12 protein-coding genes, 2 tRNA genes and 1 pseudogene are annotated in these 17,967 nt (G+C 62.0%); 6 read left to right on the forward strand and 9 right to left on the reverse strand.

Annotated features, from left to right (window positions below; translation table 11 throughout):
- The 3 genes and pseudogenes from EA462_RS00005 to EA462_RS00015 form a co-directional block, all read left to right on the forward strand.
- Positions 1-488, forward strand: a pseudogene (locus EA462_RS00005) (methyl-accepting chemotaxis protein); the annotation flags it as partial.
- A 71-nt stretch (positions 489-559) separates the two neighbouring features.
- Entirely contained in the window at positions 560-1,954 is a 1,395-nt protein-coding gene (cofH, locus tag EA462_RS00010; protein ID WP_124176533.1) for a 7,8-didemethyl-8-hydroxy-5-deazariboflavin synthase subunit CofH, read from the forward strand.
- Between the two features lie 180 nt (positions 1,955-2,134).
- The gene (locus tag EA462_RS00015) at positions 2,135-4,090 is read left to right on the forward strand and encodes a hypothetical protein (protein ID WP_124176534.1); all 1,956 of its coding nucleotides are present in this window, start codon (positions 2,135-2,137) and stop codon (positions 4,088-4,090) included.
- Between the two features lie 299 nt (positions 4,091-4,389).
- Here EA462_RS00015 and EA462_RS00020 read toward each other — a convergent pair whose 3' ends face one another.
- Positions 4,390-6,576 (reverse strand): elongation factor EF-2, encoded by a 2,187-nt coding sequence (locus EA462_RS00020; RefSeq protein WP_124176535.1) that lies wholly within the window; start codon positions 6,574-6,576, stop codon positions 4,390-4,392.
- Between the two features lie 210 nt (positions 6,577-6,786).
- On the opposite strand from EA462_RS00020, the gene EA462_RS00025 reads away from it, so the two are divergent.
- Positions 6,787-7,542 carry a DUF5781 family protein gene (locus EA462_RS00025; RefSeq protein WP_124176536.1) on the forward strand — a complete coding sequence of 252 codons (756 nt, stop codon included), beginning with the start codon at positions 6,787-6,789 and terminating at the stop codon, positions 7,540-7,542.
- A gap of 83 nt (positions 7,543-7,625) precedes the next feature.
- Here the strand turns inward: EA462_RS00025 and EA462_RS00030 are convergent, their stop codons facing one another.
- The 8 genes from EA462_RS00030 to EA462_RS00065 all read right to left on the reverse strand — a co-directional run bounded on the left by EA462_RS00030 (position 7,626) and on the right by EA462_RS00065 (position 17,147).
- A complete protein-coding gene (locus EA462_RS00030) occupies positions 7,626-8,234 on the reverse strand; it encodes a 30S ribosomal protein S7 (protein WP_124176537.1) in 609 nt (202 codons plus the stop codon).
- 2 nt (positions 8,235-8,236) lie between these two features.
- Positions 8,237-8,665, reverse strand: coding sequence for a 30S ribosomal protein S12 (locus EA462_RS00035; RefSeq protein ID WP_086887596.1), 429 nt, complete (start codon positions 8,663-8,665; stop codon positions 8,237-8,239).
- Between the two features lie 258 nt (positions 8,666-8,923).
- Positions 8,924-9,361: a NusA-like transcription termination signal-binding factor gene (locus EA462_RS00040; RefSeq protein ID WP_124176538.1), complete on the reverse strand. Its 438-nt coding sequence runs from the start codon at positions 9,359-9,361 to the stop codon at positions 8,924-8,926.
- 3 nt (positions 9,362-9,364) lie between these two features.
- Entirely contained in the window at positions 9,365-10,582 is a 1,218-nt protein-coding gene (rpoA2, locus tag EA462_RS00045; RefSeq protein ID WP_124176539.1) for a DNA-directed RNA polymerase subunit A'', read from the reverse strand.
- Complete coding sequence (locus EA462_RS00050; RefSeq protein ID WP_124176540.1) at positions 10,575-13,496, reverse strand: DNA-directed RNA polymerase subunit A'; 2,922 nt, start codon at positions 13,494-13,496, stop codon at positions 10,575-10,577. The genes rpoA2 and EA462_RS00050 overlap by 8 nt, the downstream gene beginning before the upstream one ends.
- Before the next feature lie 6 nt (positions 13,497-13,502).
- Complete coding sequence (gene rpoB / locus EA462_RS00055; RefSeq protein WP_124176541.1) at positions 13,503-15,332, reverse strand: DNA-directed RNA polymerase subunit B; 1,830 nt, start codon at positions 15,330-15,332, stop codon at positions 13,503-13,505.
- A gap of 6 nt (positions 15,333-15,338) precedes the next feature.
- On the reverse strand, positions 15,339-16,919 hold the full coding sequence (locus EA462_RS00060) for a DNA-directed RNA polymerase subunit B'' (protein ID WP_124176542.1): 1,581 nt from the start codon (positions 16,917-16,919) through the stop codon (positions 15,339-15,341).
- Entirely contained in the window at positions 16,920-17,147 is a 228-nt protein-coding gene (locus EA462_RS00065) for a DNA-directed RNA polymerase subunit H (RefSeq protein WP_124176543.1), read from the reverse strand.
- Positions 17,148-17,467: 320 nt separating this feature from the next.
- On the opposite strand from EA462_RS00065, the gene EA462_RS00070 reads away from it, so the two are divergent.
- Positions 17,468-17,540, forward strand: a tRNA-Asp gene (locus tag EA462_RS00070).
- Positions 17,541-17,729: 189 nt separating this feature from the next.
- A tRNA-Asp gene (locus EA462_RS00075) sits at positions 17,730-17,802 on the forward strand.
- Positions 17,803-17,967 lie beyond the last annotated feature (165 nt).

Raw genomic sequence — 17,967 nt, forward strand, 5'->3', positions numbered from 1 at the left:
ACGACGCGACCGACGAGCAGGCCCGCGCGAGCGGCCGAGTGGTGACGATGGTCGATGAGGCAACCGAGATCAGCGAGGAGACGAACGCGGAGACCGAAACCGTCGCTGCCGCGGCCGAAGAACAGACGGCGACGGTCTCGGAGGTCGCCACCGGCGCGCAGTCGCTGACCGAAATGGCCGACGACCTCCGAAACTCGCTCGACGCGTTCGACGTGACCGAGGAGATGCACGCGTCCGACGACACCTGGAGTGCCGATCGCGAGGCGACCGACGATCTCGGAGTCAGCGAGTCGCTGAACGAGTTCGAAGAGGCCGAGCCGACGGACTCGAGTGCCGGTGATCGTCCGTCCGAATCCGCGAAATCAGCGGACGACATCTCGAGCGAAGCGGAAGAAGACGCCTCGAGCGACGAACGGGACACCGACGGACCCGATATCGTTCTCAAACACGACGAGACCGACCTCGAGACCAGCGATTCGGCGGAGTAACCGGACCGCGGACGAATCGTCCGGCGGACGGACCACCATCCTTTTCTCGCTGTACTGGCATCGTTGCGACGATGGAGCGACCGGTGACCGAGGCCGACCTCACGTTCGAACACGTTCCCGAGACGGATCAGTCGTTCGAGAACGCACTGGCGAAAGCGCGCGGCCGCGACCGACTGACGGTCGACGACGCCATCGAGTTGTTGACCACGGGAACCGACATCCCGGGCATCGACCGACGGCGAAAAGAACAGGTGCTCGAGGCCGCCGATCGCCGCCGCGCGGACGTCGTTGGCGAGGAGGTCACGTTCGTCGCGAACCTGAACAACAACGTCACGACGGCCTGCAACGTCGGTTGTCTGTTCTGTAACTTCAAAGACGCAGCGCACACGTTCGAGACGGAGTACGCAGAGGAGAGCGGCCCCGAGACGGCGGGGTTTACCAAGACGCCCGAAGAGTCCCGTGAGATCGTCGAAGACGCCGTCTCACGCGGTATCTACGAGGTCACTTCGGTCTCCGGTCTCCACCCCGCGTTCGCACTGGACGAGGAGCACCTCGAGATTCTCGAGACACATCCGGAGCGAAAAGCGGTCAACTACAAGCCACCGGAACGGTACGTGACCGACCCCGGAACCTACGCCGAACAGCTGACCGCGATGAGCGTCGACGACGTTCACGTCCACTCGATGACGCCCGAGGAGGCCTACCACGCCCGACGCGGAACCGAGTGGTCCTACGAGGAGGTCTATGCGCGTCTCAGCGAAGCCGGCCTCGACACCGTCCCCGGAACCGCCGCCGAAATTCTTGTCGACGAGGTTCGAGACGTCATCTGTCCCGGAAAGATCGACACGGCCGGATGGCTCGAGGCGATGGAGGCCGCCGCAACCGTCGGACTCGGGTTGACCGCGACGATCATGTACGGTCACGTCGAGAACGAAGCCCACCGCGCGTTACACCTAAAGCGCGTCCGTGATCTCCAAGAGCGCGTCGGCGGAGCGATCACGGAGTTCGTTCCGCTCTCGTTCGTCCACCAGAACACGCCGCTTTACGAACACGACGTCGTCTCCGGCGGCGCGAGCACGGACGAAGACGAACTGCTGATCGCCGTCTCGAGGCTCTTTCTCGACAACGTCGACCACATCCAGTCGTCGTGGGTCAAATACGGCAACGAACAGGGACTGAAGATGCTGTCCTGTGGCGCGGACGACTTCATGGGAACGATCCTCTCGGAGGAGATCACCAAGCGTGCAGGCGGCGAGTACGGCGAGTTCCGTTCGGTAACGGACTACGTCGAGTTGATCTCTTCGATCGGACGCGTGCCGGTCGAACGCTCGACCGACTACGAGACGAGACGCGTCCTCGATCCGGAGGAGCCGCCGTTCGGTCCCGAACTCGGGCCACAGGCGAACGGAACACCCCTCTTGACGCGGGCAGAGCGGTCGGAGCGGGACGTCCTCGCGGACGACTAACCGTTCCGGCACACCGACGTCGCCACCGTCGCGGTCAGATCCCATACACCGTCGCGCTCAGGGCACATACACTGCCGCTACGAGGTGATTTCTTTCCGCGAATATAAATAATCGAGACCGTGTTCTCGACCAGAAAGTGCGGACCAACTACTTTTACCAGGCGTTCGAACGTCCGAACACATGACGCAGTATCCCCGCAGAACCCTCCTCGGTGGTATCGGCATGACGATCGCGGCGTCGGTTACGGCCGGTGTCGCTACCGCCGACGAGACGACGGCAGCCTCCACCGGACCCGAGTTCGATTCGGTGCTGTCGTTCCTTCCGGGAACCGTTGCGAGCGAGTCGATGATGCTTACGGTCACCGATCTCGAGCGACAGCTCGAGGCCAACGAACCCCACGATCCGGCTTCGCTCGGTGGCGGGTTCCAGATCCAACCGGATGACGTCTCGAAGACCGCGCTGGTCTACTCCCTCGGTGAAGACCTCTCTCGCCCGATCAAGGTCCTCACCGGCGATATCGACCTCGAGGGCGACGTCGAGGCGGAAGACAGTCACGCAGGTATCGACTACGAACGCTACGAAACCGACGAGGTAGTCGCCGCCGTTACCGACGACGTCGTCATCATCGCACCGGACACCCCAACCGTCGAGGACGCTCTCGAGGCGAACGCGGGCGAGACCGACCGACTTCTCGAGGCCGACTCCCGTCTCGAGGAAGGCCTCGAGACCTACGACGCTGCCGACGGTCTGACGGTCAGTCTCACGGACGAGTACTATCTTCCCGATAAGTACGACGACGTCGCCATCGAGTACGTCGTTCAGGCCATGACCGTCATCGATCCCGACACGATCGAGATGCGGTTTGGAATCCGATTCGAAGACGAAGACGACGTCACCGACGCGCTCATCGAATCGCTCACAGGCGAATACGCCTACGTCTCGACGAGAGAGGATCCCGAAGTCGAGGTCGACGGCTCGCTCGCGACGGTCACCGTCGAACGGGACCTCGAGGCCGAGCGAGCCATTCAGGAACACGACAGCCCGGGGTTCCTCCGCGTGGACCGCGATATCGACCTCGACGACGACTACCTCGAGATCGAGGTCGGTCGCGGCGATCCGACGCCGATCGAGGACCTCACGCTCGAGGTCGGTGACGAGGAGTACGACCGCGAAATCTGGGCCGACGGCCACGGAACGCTCGAGGAGGGCGATACGATCCGGATCGAGATGGACGACGTCGAGCCGAATCTCTCGCTTCACCTCTCACACGACCACGAACTCGGCTCGAGCGGAAGCGGGACGACGATCCTCGGAAACCTCCGGTTCGCGTTCGAGTACGACCACGACGAGGAGACGCTCTCGGTCGAGTACGAAGACGACTTCCCGCTCGACGGCGACGGCGTCTCGCTTGCGGTCTACGACCACGGCGACGCCGATTGGGTCAGGCCAGACGAGGACGAACCCGAACCCCGAACGACCGTCCAGCCGTGGGAGGACCAGACGGTGAGCCAGGGCGACGCACACACGCTCGAGGACGTCCATCCGGGCGACGAGATCGTCGTCGGCTGGAACGGCATCAGTCGTCGAGACGGGCTCCGTCAGTATCAGGTCAATCCCCCGGGTGTCGTCTCGTTCGAGTACGACTACGCGGCGAAGACCCTCTCGGCGACGCTCGAGCCGTCCGCCGAAGACGAAGGCGACGACCTGCAACCGGCGGCCGCGTACGAACTCCGAATCGACGAGGAGCCGACCGCGAGCCAGTGGGCCGACGAGGCCGAGTCCGTTCCTGCGGAGGGGACGACCGTCACGGTCGACGACGTCGAGATTGGAGTGCGCGCCACTGCGGTGTGGGGCGACGACGAGCTTCGCGTCGGCTCGACCCGGACGATGCCGTCGGTTCTGCTCGAGGCCACCGACGGCACGATCGAACACGTCGGCGGAGACGTTCTCGCTGGCTCCGATCTCGAGGCCGAGGTCTGGACGGAGTCCGATCGCGAGACGATCGATCTCGAAGACGAGATCGACGGCGAGTTCACGGAGGGCGACACGCTCGAGGTCGACGACGACGTCCAGAACCTGACGCTGGTCTACGACGACGAACACCGAATCGGCTGGGTGGACACGACGCGGGAGTGAGACGGTAGTCGCCGAATCGATTGTAGTCGTTGAAACTCCTCTCACCTCCGCTCCGTCGCTCGCGCCCGGTCGGACCGTTCGCTCTTGTTATATATTTCGACGTGAATATGGATGGATATAAATAGTGATATCCGATACGTGAACTTCGCGTGTGAAAACCCGGACGGAGAACGTTCTCTCGATGGAAGAGTGAGCGAAAAGCAAAAGAATACCGGACTGGGACCTCGCGCCCTTTACTTCGAAAGTCGAAGTGACGTCGATTAGTGTCGATTCGATCAGAACTCGCCTAACGCCGGCGATCAGATGTAGTCGATCGACGGCGGCAGCTCGAGTTTCATGCCTTTTCGCTCGCGAATCTCCATGATCTCTTCGCGCTGGAGCGAGTCGGCCATGACCTCGAAGCCGGCGTTTTCGGTGTTCCAGGAGGCCCGACCCTCGGTTGCAGAGCGGATATCGCTTGCGAAGCCGATCATCTCGCCGACGGGTGCGATACCCTCGACGACCATGAGGTCACCCTCCTGGTACATGTCGTCGACGCGGCCACGGCGGCCCTGAACCTCGCCGGATGCGGCACCCATGTGATCGTTGGGAACGTCGATCCGGACGTCCTGCATCGGCTCGAGCAACTTGATCCGTCCGTCGATCAGCGCCTTGTGGAGGGCGTTGCGGGTTGCCGGAATCACCTGTGCGGGACCGCGGTGGATCGTGTCCTCGTGGAGCCTCGCGTCGTGCAGGCGGATGAGGGTCCCCTGGACGGGCTCGTTCGCGAGCGGGCCGTTGTCGAGGGCGTCCTCGAAGCCCTCGATCACGAGTTCCATCGTCTCGTTTAAGTGCTGAATCCCCTTCGTATCGTCGATGAGGATGTTCGTCCCGTGAATGTGCTCGACTTCCTGGGAGTCGTCTTTGTCCATGCCGGCCTCCTGTAAGGCCTCACGACGTTCCTGCTCGGGCATGTCCATCGAGGCCTCGCCCATCTGGATCGTCTCGACGAGTTCGTTCGACATCGGCTCGATGGAGACGTAAAAGCGGTTGTGGCGGTTCGGCGAGATGCCCTCGATCTCGTCGCTCGGCCGCTGGGGCTGTTCGCGGAAGACGACGATCGGCTCGCCGGTGTTGACCGGAATGCCCTGGTTGGACTCGATACGCTGGGTGATGACCTCGAGGTGAAGCTCACCCTGTCCCGAGATGAGGTGCTCGCCGGTGTCCTCGTTGATCTCGATCTGGATCGTCGGATCCTCCTTTGAGACCTGTCGGAGCGTCTCGATGAGCTTCGGCAGATCGTCCATCGTCTGGGCTTCAACTGCCTTCGTGATGACCGGCTCGGAGATGTGTTCGATCGACTCGAACGGCGTCATCTCGACGCTCGAGACGGTCGAACCGGCGATGGCGTCGCGCAGACCGGTGACGGCCGCGATGTTCCCCGCGGGAACCTCGTCGACTTCCTCGCGCTCGCCGCCCATGTAGATCCCGACGGACTGGACGCGGTTCTTGCCCGCGGTCCCGGAGACGTACAGCTCCTGCCCCTTCTCGAGGGAGCCCGAGAAGACGCGGCCGGAGGCGATTTCGCCGGCGTGGGGGTCCATCGAGATGTCGGTGACCATGAAGACGACTTCGCCGTCCTCGTCGACGAGACGCATTCCTTTCGCGAGGTCGGACTCGGCGTCGCCGCGCCAGACCCGTGGAATACGTCGGGGCTGGGCGTCGACAGGGTTCGGGAAGTGCTCACAGACCATGTCGAGAACGACGTCCGAAAGCGGCGTCTTCTCGTGGAGCTCCTGGCGCTTGTCCGAACGCTCGAGCTCCATGATCTCTGCGAAGTCCATACCGGTGCGCTGCATCGACGGCATCGAGACGCCCCACTTGTACAGCGCGGAGCCGAAGCCGACGGTACCTTCCTCGACGGAGACGGTCCAGTCCTCGACGTCGTCCATGTCCTGGGTCATGCCACGAATGAGTTCGTTGACGTCGTGGATGACCGAGAGCAGCCGTTCCTGCATCTCCTCGGGACCCTCCTGAAGCTCGGAGATAAGGCGGTCGACCTTGTTGATGAACAGCGTCGGCTTGACGCCCTCTCGAAGCGCCTGTCGGAGCACCGTCTCCGTCTGGGGCATCGCCCCTTCGACGGCGTCGACGACGACAAGTGCACCGTCGACTGCACGCATCGCACGCGTCACGTCGCCACCGAAGTCGACGTGGCCGGGCGTGTCGATGAGGTTGATGAGGTGATTGGTGTCCTCGTACTCGTGAGTCATCGACACGTTCGCCGCGTCGATGGTGATTCCGCGTTCCTGTTCGTCCTCTTCCGTGTCCATTGCGAGCTGTTCGCCGGCAGTCTCATCGGAGATCATGCCTGCACCAGCCAACAGATTGTCAGAAAGCGTCGTTTTTCCGTGATCGACGTGAGCGGCGATGGCGATGTTCCGGATGTTCTCCGGTTCGTCCATCAGCCGTTCACACTCCTGGACGATCTTCTTGCGTCGGCCCATATACACCCAGTTACCGCCAGCGGGGTCAAAAGGGTAGTGTTTCGTCTTCGGCAGAATCCGACGCGTATCCCGGCCTGTGTGCGCGAATCTCAAGTTTACGTGAGTGAATACCACGCAACAAGTGGAAAAACGACCCCGTTACCGCCCCGATCTCTCGCACGGAAACCGGGCGTAAAAGACATACAGCAACAGCCCTTGGGACGTATACGCATGGATATACGAGTACAGGGCCCCGGTCCGACCGCCCCCTTCCTCAGCGCCCGAGACCTCTTCGAAACCGAACACGATCTCTCATTACCGGTCTACGTCCAGCTGCAAGACGACCCCGACGAGCGTACCTGGGCCGCCCACGACGACGATCGTCACGTCCTGAACATCTCGAGGCAGGCCGCCTCGAGTGCGATGGCTCGCGAACTCGCCCTCCACGAGTTCTCCCACATGGCCAGACACGAACAGGATCACCCGTCGCACACCCAGTCTCTCGAGGAAGTGCTCTACCTCGCGTTGGCTGGCAGGCGCGTCGAGCGGCGCAAGCTTTCACACTGTTACCAGATCGCAAATCACATGAAAGACATCTACGCCGACGATATCACGCTCTCGGTCGGCCCCGGCGAGAAACTCCTCGCGTTTCTCGAGTCGCGTCTCGCGATGGCGGTCGCAGACCGCCCCGAGACGCCGACTCGAGCGGGCCTCGAGCGACTCTCACCGAGCGCTGATCCCGAGATCACGGTCGTCAACGCGGCGTTCGCGCTCGCACTCGCTGAACGTCACGATCTCGTCGGTGACGATCATCGACTCTACGATCTCGCGCACGCGGCCGCGATGGATGCCCCCGACGTCGACTTCGAGGGGTTCAAACATCGATTCCGTGAACTCGGGCGCGAAACCGACTCGAGTACGTACCGACAGGTGCTCGTCGACGCGACTCGCGCGTACGTCGGCGGTGAGGGACTGGCCGCGGAGTGACGCCGTCGTGGCGTCGACTGGTGCGTTTCCCGTCCGGAGACGAACCGATCTCGTCCGAACGACGAGAGAAAAATCGACTCGAGCTAGCGTGCGGCCGCCGCAACGCGCTCTTTTTCTTCTTTCTGGCTGATCGCGTAGGTCTGGACGTCGTAGTTGGCCGCGCCCGTAAGCTGGGAGGCGATCGCCTCAGGAACGGAGGTCACGGACTTGAACGAGGCGTTCTGGACGCCTTCTGCGATGAATTTCAGCGACTGGTCGACTCGTCGCTGTGGAGCAACGTCGACGGCCTTCGGGACGGAGATGCCACCGTACTTCAGGCGGACGGTCTCCTCGCGCGGGGCCGCGTTCTCGACGGCGGTCACGAGCACCTGCACGGGGTTCTCCTCGGTGCGCTCGTGGATGATCTCGAACGACTCGCGGACGTTGTTGAGCGTCATCTGCTTTTTGCCCGTGTTCTCTTCGGTCTGCATGAGCCGGTTGATGAGCCGCTCGACGATGGAGATCTGGGACTTCTGGAACTGCTTGCTCGCGTGACGCCCGGCCGTGTGAGCGACCGGCGTCACCGAGATGTAGCGCTCCGTCGAGGGATCGTCGTATGCGATCTCGTCGATCTCCCAGGTGCCAAAGAGCTTCGCGCCGACGTCCGCGCCACCTGCGGGCGCGTCCGGGTCGGGTTGATCTTCTGCCGCCATGATTATCGCACCGGTTTCTCTGCGTTTCCGCGGACCAGTTCGAGCAGTGCAACGCCGTTGACTTTGTCGACCTTGTAGTTGACTCCGGAGAGGTCACCCATCGCACGACCCTTCGCCCCACCGATACCGGCGATGGTGACTTCGTCGTGTTCGTCGATGAACGAAATCGCGCCGTCGCCGGGACAGAACGCCGTCACCTGCTTGCCGTTTTTGATCAGCTGTACCCGAACACACTTTCGGATCGCTGAGTTGGGCTGTTTCGCCTCGATGCCGACCTTTTCCAGTACGATACCTCGAGCCTGTGGGGCTCCCTCGAGTGGATCGGACTTCTCGCGAAGACCCCGTGCGCGTCGCGCGTAGTCAGAGTCGGACCACCGCTGGTTCTGGCGGTCCTTCTTGAGCTTGCGCGCGGCGTATTTGCCGTTTGCCATGCAGGTCGCTATCCGGCGGAACCACTTAAGCGACCCGTTTCGGATCGCAACGTTACGCCTCGAGAGGACTCGACGTACCCCGCTCGAGGTATCTGAGCGTGTTTCGCTGACTCGGGTTATCGCCAGAGCGCGGGTTAGCGTCCCTCGGCGGGCGAGAGGTTTCCGTACGCCGGCCAACGGCTGCGCTGAACTGATCGACCGTCGTCTTCCTGCTGCTTCGAAAGCGCGTCGCGTGTGTGCGAACGAAAAATAGCCCCGTCAGATCAACTGCACGTCGTCGATCCCGAAGTGGCGCTCTGCGAGCGTGCGTGCAGCGTCGATCGTCCAGCCGTTGGAGCCGATCGCCACTCCTCGATCTTCCTCCGCCACCTCGACGTAGGCGACGATATCGTCGTTCTCGCTCAGGGTGACGTTGTAGACCGCCGCCGGTGCCAGCGCGTTCGCGACGAACTCCGACGCGTTGTCGGCGTCTTCGACCAGCCGGACCGGTGCATCGACTTGCTCTTCGTAGCGTTGAATCGTCCGTCCGCCGGGACCGATCGCCTCGCCCATCTGTCCGCTCGAGACCACGACGATCAGCCGGTCGCCGCCGTCCTCACGGCGTTCCTCGAGCAGGCAGTCGACACCGTTCGCGCCGGTGACGTCCTCGAACAGCGCGAGGTGCCGGCGCGCGTCGTCGTCGAGGGTAACGCCCATCGATCAGTCTGCCTGTCGCCCGCCGGTCGTCGACCCCATCCGGAGTTCGACATCGCCGGTGCCGAGCTTGATCGGCTTGCCGACGATGACGTTCTCGGTGACGCCGTGCAGTTCGTCGATTTCGCCGTGGATCGCGGCGTTGAGCAGGTGGTTGACCGTCACCTCGAACGCCGCACGCGCGAGGACGGACTCCTTCGAACCCGAAATGCCGTGGCGGCCGATCGATTCGATTTCGCCGCGGTTGGTCATGATGTCCGCGACCAGCATCAGGTGACGAACGTTGACGTCGTCGAGACCCTGCTCTGCGAGCGTGTTGTTCGTCTCCTCGATGATCGCCTCGCGGGCGGCCTCGATGCCGAGATTGCGGTGGATCTCGTGGATGTTGTTACACGTCGTTCGTGAGGCGTCGACGCCCTCGATCTCGAGGACGTCTCCAAACGCCGATCCCTCGGTGTAGAGGACGAACTCCTCGCTTCCGTCGTCTCCGTCCGAAGGGGTACCCGCCTCGCGCTCCTCGCGGCGGATAACGACTCGAGAAACCTCTTCGATCCCTTTGAACGTGATGTCGCGAAGCTCCTCGACTAACTGGAGCAGGTCGCGATAGGAGGGTTCTTCGGGGCCGAACTGAACTTCGGTTCCGTTCTGGACCGTACTGACGCCGAGGTTGTCCTCGATGATCTCAGCGACCTCCTCGGGCGTGATCATTCGCTCTTCGAGGGTGTCCTGGTTGAGCGAGATCTGGACGCGCATGTCCGCGACGTTCGTCGAGACGTCACCCAGCGCGAGGATTTTGGTCGCCTCGATGTTCCAGACGACCTCGTGTGCGTTCTCGCGTTCGGTCGCGTACTCGTCCTCGAGGTGGACGGTCATCATCGGCGTATCAGGGGTTTTCCGGGCGTCGACCAGCTCGATCAACCGGGGCAGCCCCTGGGTTACGTCGATCTCCGCGACTCCCGCGTAGTGGAACGTGTTCATCGTCAGCTGCGTCCCGGGCTCACCGATCGACTGTGCCGAGACCGTCCCGACGGGGTCGAGGGGTTCGACTCGGGTATCGACGTAGCGGTCTTCGACCGCATTCGCCAGGTTATCGGCGTCCTCGACGGTGGCTTCGGGACGGCTCTCGAGTTCCGCGTAGACCTCGTCTTTGAGGCGTCGAGGGAGGTCGGCGTTCTCGACGATAGCGATCGTGTCGTCGTCGACATCGAAGTCGACCTCAGTCATCCGAGGTCACCTCCATTTCCTCGGTAAGGCGATTGTCGGCGTGCTCCGAGAGGTTCGTCACCTGCCGTTTTCTGCCGGTGAACTCGCGTTTCTCATCCTCGGAGTCGAACTCCGAATCGAGAACGCGGTCAGCGATCGTCGCGACGTCGATCGTGTTGTCGTCGCCCGACGAGACTTTGACCGGAGAGGTCCCGTCTTCACCGAACTCGAACTGAACGATGGTATCGCTCGTGTCCCGAACGGTGCCGTCGTACTGGGCTTCGAGTTCGGACAGCGCGTTGATCAACCGTCGCTGGAGGTAACCCGACTTCGACGTTCGGACTGCCGTATCGACCAGCCCCTCACGGCCACCCATCGCGTGGAAGAAGAACTCCCGCGGAGTGAGACCGCTGGTGTAGGAGTTCTCGACGAAGCCGTGTGCTTCCGCCGAGAGATCGTTGGGCTGGTAGTGTGACAGCGTCCGGTCCTCGTAGCCGCGGTTGATGCGTTCGCCCCGCACTGCCTGCTGGCCGACACAGCCGGCCATCTGGGTCAGGTTTAGCATCGAGCCACGAGCACCTGAGGAGGCCATGACTACCGCCGGGTTGTCCTCGGTGAAGTGCTCGTCGGCGATGTTCCCCGCGTTATCACGCGCACGCGAGAGCGTTTGCATGATCTTCATCTCGAGCGTTTCGTCGACCGTTCGCCCGGGCAGGGATTCGAGTTCGCCCCGTTCGTAGGCCTCGATCAGCTCTTCGACGCGATCGTTTGCGTCCTCGATCGTCTCGTTGATCCGATCCTGGGCTTCCCCCGGAATCGTCTCGTCGTCGATTCCGATCGAGAATCCGAAGTGCATGATCGCCCGCATCGCGAGCGTCGAGATTTCGTTGATGAAGATCCGCGATCGCGTGTTACCGTATTGTTTGGTGATCCGGTCGACGATCTCGCCGCCGAACTCACCGACTTCGTCCTCCGCGATAGTTCCCTCGAGGAGCTGTCCGTCCTCGATGACAACCTCGTCGCCAACGGTTCCGGTGAACTCGAGATCGAGGTCGTCGGGTAGCAACTCGGAGAAGACGTCGTAGCCGGTCCAGAACGGTACATCCTCGTCGTCGATACCGCTCGGTTCGGGCAACTCGTCGATCCGGGTCGCACGCAAGAGGTCGAGCGCCTGCGTCTCGTTGAATCGCGGGTTGTCGTGGGTGAGCAGGTAGGTTCCGGAGATGTGGTCCTGAATCGCGCCGATAATATTCTCACCGAAACGCGGACTCAGGATCTGTTCTTGGACCCGCATGAGCACGCGTGCTTCGGCACGAGCCTCCTCGTTCTGGAGGGCGTGCATGTTCATCTCGTCGCCGTCGAAGTCGGCGTTGTACGGGGGACAGACGACGGTGTTCAGCCGGAACGTCTTGTACGGCATGACGACCACTTCGTGGGCCATGATCGACATCCGGTGAAGCGACGGCTGCCGGTTGAAGATGACGATGTCACCGTCGACGAGGTGGCGATTAACCTCCCAGCCGGCTTCGACTTTCTCTGCGAGCTGTTCGCAGTTCTTTTCGGTCACCTTCAGTCGGCGGCCATCGGGTCTCCGGACGTAGTTCGCACCGGGATGTCCCTCCGGACCGTTCGAGACGTAGCGCTGGGCTTCTTCGACGTTTCGTTCGGTGACGTTCATCGTCTGCGTCATCTCCGTGGCGACGCGATCCGGGACGCCGACTTCGTTCAGCGAGAGCGTCGGGTCCGGCGAGATGACGGTCCGGGCCGAGAAGTTGACACGCTTTCCGGACAGCGAGCCTCGGAATCGACCCTCTTTGCCCTTGAGCCGCTGAGAGAGCGTCTTGAGGGGGCGGCCCGATCGGTGACGAGCCGGTGGGGTTCCCGAAATCTCGTTGTCCATGAACGTGGTGACGTGGTACTGGAGCAACTCCCAGAGGTCCTCGATGATCAGCTGGGGCGCACCAGCCTCACGGTTCTCCATGAACCGCTGGTTGATCCGGATGATGTCGACGAGTTTGTGGGTGAGATCGTCCTCGGATCGCTGGCCGTTGTCGAGCGTGATCGACGGTCGCGCGGTGACCGGCGGAACCGGCAAGACGGTCAGGATCATCCACTCCGGTCGAGAGCGTTCGGGATTGATACCAAGCACTTCGATGTCCTCGTCCGGAATCGCCTCGAACCAGTCCCGGATGTCCGAGGGCATCAGCTTGTTCGTGTCCTCTTCGGTGAGATCGATACCGAGCGCCTTCTCGATGGCCGACCGTTGGCTCTCGCGGGGCCGGAACGATCCCGAGAGGATCTCGTTGACCCGGGTGAGGTCGATATCGGTTTTCTCAGCGAGTTCGTCCGGTGAAGTTGGCTCGCCGTCCTCGCCGCCCTGCATCGCACCCGCGATTCGCTGGGAGTACTCGCTCGTCAGTACCTGCTGAACCTCGTAGTACGTCGTTGGCTTCTCGTGATCGATGTCGTACTGAATCTCGCCACAGAACGGACAGCGATCTTTCTTTCGAGCCTGCCGGATCGCGGCCTTCGTCACGTCGTTCAGATCGCGACCGAGCTTTCGAGACTCGTCGATGTCGTGGCGGAACTCCTCGCGTTCGTCCTCGGTAAGCAGCAGTTTCGAACACTCGCGACAGGTCCCCCGAAGGAGCCGGCGAATCAGTTTCGTAAAGCCGACGTGGATGACCGGTGCGGCGAGTTCGATGTGACCGAAGTGGCCGTTACACGAACCCGAATGTTTCCCGCAGGTTTTGCACTCGAGACCGGGGTCGATGACCCCGAGACGGGGATCCATCAGTCCCATGTCGATGGGGAACCCGTCGTCGTCGTAGGTGTCTGCGGTGATGATCTTCGTCGCGCTCATCTCCCGGTACTCCTCGGGCTCCATGAGCCCGAAGTTGATCGATCCGATGTCTTTTGGTGTACTGTTTTGCATGGTGGCTTAGACGGCGTCCTCCAGCTCCAGTCGCGGCGCGATACCGAGCGCTTTCATCTCGTCGAGCAAGAGTTTGAACGCGTAACTCATCTCGATTTCGTGAATGTCGGTCTCCTCTTCACAGTTCGGACAGTAGACGCGCCGTTGTTCGACGTTCTCGACCGCGCTCATTCCACACTGGCCACAGACGTGGATGAACTCGCGGTCGGATTCATCGAGCAGTCGTTCTTTCAGCGTCATCGCGGCCCCGTGGCCGATGAACACGTCCCGTTCCATCTCCCCGATACGAAGGCCACCCTCGCGGGCGCGTCCTTCCGTCGGCTGTCGGGTGAGCACCTGCACCGGCCCGCGCGAACGGGCGTGCAGTTTGTTCGAGACCATGTGATAGAGCTTCTGATAGAAGATGATCCCGACGAAGATCTCGGCCTCGATCTTCTCTCCCGTGACGCCCGAGTACATCGTCTCCTTGCCGGCCGAGTCGAACCCGTTGTCCTCGAGACCGTCGCGAAGTTCGTCTTCGTCCTCGCCCAAAAACGGCGTTCCGTCGACGCGGCGTCCCTCCATCGCGCCGAGTTTGCCGCCGATCATCTCGAGGATGTGCCCGACGGTCATCCGCGAGGGAAGCGCGTGTGGGTTGAGCACGAGGTCCGGCACCACGCCCTCCTCGGTAAACGGCATGTCCTCCTGTGGCGCGAGGTGACCGATGACCCCCTTCTGACCGTGTCGCGATGCGAACTTGTCCCCGAGTTCGGGGATCCGCTCGTCGCGCACCGAGACCTTCGAGAGCTTCGAGCCGTCCTCGCCTTCCATCAACGTGACGGTGTCGACGACGCCGGACTCGCCGGAGCGCATGGTGACGGAGGTCTCGCGTCGCTTCTGCGGTGAGAGACCGCCCATATCGTCGGGTTCCTCGAGGAACCGCGGCGGACTCGTCTTCCCGAGCAACACGGAGTTCTCGTCGACCGTCGTCTCCGGGTTGACGAGGCCGTCCTCGTCGAGGTGGCTGTACGCTTCCTCACCGCGTGCGCCGCGAACGTCCTGGGAGGGGATCTCGAAGCGATCTTCCTGTCCACCCGGATACCGGCGCTCTTCGCCTTCGTAGGTTCGGAAGAAGTGCGAACGAGCGAGCGCGCGCTCGACGGACGCCTTGTTCATGACGAGGGCGTCCTCGATGTTGAACCCTTCGTAGCTCATCACGGCGACGACGAAGTTCTGTGCAGCGGGCCGGTCGTCGAAGCCGATCTGCTCGGTCGTCTGGGTCTTGACCATCGAAAGCTGCGGGTAGTGCAACAGGTGCTGGCGCGTATCCGGCCGAATGCGGTAGTTGGCCGAGGGAAGTCCAAGCGACTGTTTGACCATCCCCGCCCCCATCGTAATTCGGGGGCTCGCGTTGTGCTCGGGGTACGGAATCATCCCCGCACCGATGCCGAAGATGAGCTGTGGATCGATCTCGAGGTGAGTGTGCTCGTCGGTGAGGTCGTCCTCGTCGACGGCCACGTAGATGTCCTCTTCTTCCTCGGCATCGATGAACTCGATGTACCCGTGAGAGACGAGGTCCTCGAACTCGAGGTCGTCGTTCCGGAGCGCTTCGATCTCGCCCTCGGTGATCCGTGGCTCCCCGTCCTCGACGACGAGCAGCGGCCGCCGTGCGCGGCCCGCATCGGCGTTGACGATCACTTCGCGAGTGCGGTCTTTCACGGAGACGTTGACCATCTCGGAGATGTCCCCGATGCGTCGCGCTTCGCGGATCTGTTCTGCGAGTTCGTTCGGATCGGGATGGGTCCCCACCAGCGACCCGTTGACGTAGACTTTGGCTTCTCGTTGTTGGCTGCTCATGGTTGATTAGTCGTCCGCCGGCGACGTCGATCGCTCGATACCTTCGAGGCCAGGAATGCCCTGGACACCCATCGACGCCAGTTCGCGTTTGAGTTGCTGTTCGTCCTCGACGTTCTGTGAGAGCTCCATCGCCTGGGCGAAATTCTTCACCAGCCCACAGTTCGGCCCCTCGGGCGTCTCCGACGGACAGATACGTCCCCACTGCGTCGCGTGAAGGTCCCGCGCCTCGAAGTGGGGCTGCGAGCGCGACAGCGGACTCCTGAGACGACGGAGGTGTGAAAGCACCCCCATGAAGTCGGTTCGGTCGACCAGTTGGGAGACGCCCGAACGACCGCCGACCCAGTTCCCCGTCGCGATCGGATGCTCGAGGCGTTCGGTCAGGACGTCGGAACGAACGACCGTCGAGACCGACAGCGTTCGATTTCGCATGTTCGCTCGCTCGAGTTGATACTTCACGTCGCGTGCGAGCTTGTTCAGCGCCGTTCGGAAGAGGTCTTTCATCAGGTCGCCGGAGACCTTCAGGCGCTTGTTGGCGTAGTGGTCCTTGTCGTCGGACTCGCGACGCTCGAGTGCGAGTTCGAAACAGGCCTCCGCCATCCGACAGAGGTAGTGTGCCTTGTTGATTCGGACATCCTCCTCCTCGACGCCGTCCTCGTGAAGGTGCGGAAGGAGATAGCGGTCGATGACGTAGTTCGCCCGCTTGAGCTGGTAGTTTTTCCCCTGCCCGGAGGCGACGCGCTTGCCGAGCGTTTCGATCGCTTCCTCTTCGGTTTGAACCTCGGCCTCCTCGAGATTCTCGAGCATGTACTTGACGACCTCGGGATCGTTCGAGACCTTGTGGACGATCTCCTCGTCGGACTCGAGACCGAGCGCGCGCACGAGCGTCACGAAATTGATGCTTCCGGAGACGGAGGGGAACGAAACCTCGAGCAGGCCGTCGCGGGTTCGTTCACAGAGAACGAGTGCGCGATAGCCGCGACGCTGCGAGAAGGTCTTTGCGACCTGAATCTCGTCGCCGTATTTCGTGTCGTACTCCGCGAGGATCTTGTTCGGTGCGAGATCCTCGGAGGTCATCAATACTCGCTCGGAGCCGTTGACGATGAAGTAGCCCCCGGGATCGGCGGGATCCTCTCCGATTTCGATCAGTTCTTCGTCCGAAAAGCCGGCGATGTTACACTTCTCCGAGCCGACCATGACCGGCATCCGGCCGATCTTCGTCTCCGTGGAGTCGACGACCCGCTGGTCGCCCTCTTCACCCTTGACGATGGACATCTCCATGAACACGGGTGCGGAGTAGGTGATGTTTCGCAGTCGGGCTTCCTGTGGATACAACAGCTCTTCTGAGCCGTCCGCCTCTCGAACGCGCGGGGTGACGACGCGAACGTCGCCCAGTTCGACGTGGACCGGCTCCTCGCCCTCTTTGTCCCCGATGTCGGTATCGATCGTCTCCTTTTCGTCGACGACCTCTTGCATTCCTCGGTTGAGAAACGCGTTGAACGAGCGGTAGTGATGTTCTGCGAGCCGTTCCTTCGAGAAGTATTCGCGTGAAATGTCTCGTCGTTTGTCTCGGTCGAGTTCAATTGCCATTTATTCCACCACGAGTCGGTACACAATTGCCTGGTCGGTTGTCCGCGAGTTTCGAACGATTTTGATGACGTCACCGGCCTCCGCGTCGTCGGGCAGAGCGGAGTCGGTGCGCTTGATCTTCGGAAGGTCTGTACGGTCGATGTCGTACTCCGTGAGCACCCCCTCGAGGACGTCCTCCTCGAGAACGGTGTGCTCCGGAACGAGTTCGTGTTGGCTTACGTCTACCATGTGTTGGTGTGAGTGTCGATGTGCGTCCTGGCTACCGGGAGAGAAGTGGCTGTCACGAGATACTACAGAACGATAGCGGAGGCATGCATTTAACCGTTTCTAACTCGACTGAGAAGCGAGGCTAACCGACCGGGCGACCCTGACCGGAAGTTCCGATCACACGTCACACTACGCCGACTATCGGTTAAATCCCTTGTGGGTCATGTCAGTATTTGTCATAGATTCGGCTCGAGAGGGCGCTATCGTGGCTCGATTCCCCGTACCACACGGGGACCGATTGGAAAGCCTTAATACTCCAACCGGGAAACGTCCGGTTGCAAGCCCGGATGGTGTAGTGGCCCATCATACAACCCTGTCACGGTTGTGACGCGGGTTCAAATCCCGCTCCGGGCGCTTTCTGTTGACGCCGATTCGTGAGCGAGAAGCGTTGCTTTCGCGAACGACCCGGCGAGCACCGCCTCGCGGTGCACGCCGACCACGAGGGGGACACGGGAACGAGCGTGTTCGACCGATAACCCGGCCACCGCGTGACAGATCAGAGCAAAACCCTTAAGAGTCAGACCCGGCAACCTCGAGTCGCGAGCCCGGATGGTGTAGTGGCCCATCATACAACCCTGTCACGGTTGTGACGCGGGTTCAAATCCCGCTCCGGGCGTTTTACGGTTTTAATCCCACGAGCGACGGGCCTGTCTCGATGTGAGTACCTTCGAAATCGAAGAACGCCGGTCAGGGGTTTGACTGACGCCGATTCGTGAGTCGTGAGCGAAGAGCACCCCGACGAGCGAACGTACCGGCAAAACGCCGAGGGATGTGAATCAGA

This window comes from Natrarchaeobius halalkaliphilus (assembly GCF_003841485.1).
GTDB lineage: Archaea > Halobacteriota > Halobacteria > Halobacteriales > Natrialbaceae > Natrarchaeobius > Natrarchaeobius halalkaliphilus.

Excerpts from the sequence above, each read along its gene's own strand:
- cofH (WP_124176533.1), top strand. The coding sequence starts at position 560 with ATGGAGCGACCGGTGACCGAGGCCGACCTCACGTTCGAACACGTTCCC.
- EA462_RS00015 (WP_124176534.1), top strand. The coding sequence starts at position 2,135 with ATGACGCAGTATCCCCGCAGAACCCTCCTCGGTGGTATCGGCATGACG.
- EA462_RS00020 (WP_124176535.1), bottom strand. The coding sequence starts at position 6,576 with ATGGGCCGACGCAAGAAGATCGTCCAGGAGTGTGAACGGCTGATGGAC.
- EA462_RS00025 (WP_124176536.1), top strand. The coding sequence starts at position 6,787 with ATGGATATACGAGTACAGGGCCCCGGTCCGACCGCCCCCTTCCTCAGC.
- EA462_RS00030 (WP_124176537.1), bottom strand. The coding sequence starts at position 8,234 with ATGGCGGCAGAAGATCAACCCGACCCGGACGCGCCCGCAGGTGGCGCG.
- EA462_RS00035 (WP_086887596.1), bottom strand. The coding sequence starts at position 8,665 with ATGGCAAACGGCAAATACGCCGCGCGCAAGCTCAAGAAGGACCGCCAG.
- EA462_RS00040 (WP_124176538.1), bottom strand. The coding sequence starts at position 9,361 with ATGGGCGTTACCCTCGACGACGACGCGCGCCGGCACCTCGCGCTGTTC.
- rpoA2 (WP_124176539.1), bottom strand. The coding sequence starts at position 10,582 with ATGACTGAGGTCGACTTCGATGTCGACGACGACACGATCGCTATCGTC.
- EA462_RS00050 (WP_124176540.1), bottom strand. The coding sequence starts at position 13,496 with ATGCAAAACAGTACACCAAAAGACATCGGATCGATCAACTTCGGGCTC.
- rpoB (WP_124176541.1), bottom strand. The coding sequence starts at position 15,332 with ATGAGCAGCCAACAACGAGAAGCCAAAGTCTACGTCAACGGGTCGCTG.
- EA462_RS00060 (WP_124176542.1), bottom strand. The coding sequence starts at position 16,919 with ATGGCAATTGAACTCGACCGAGACAAACGACGAGACATTTCACGCGAA.
- EA462_RS00065 (WP_124176543.1), bottom strand. The coding sequence starts at position 17,147 with ATGGTAGACGTAAGCCAACACGAACTCGTTCCGGAGCACACCGTTCTC.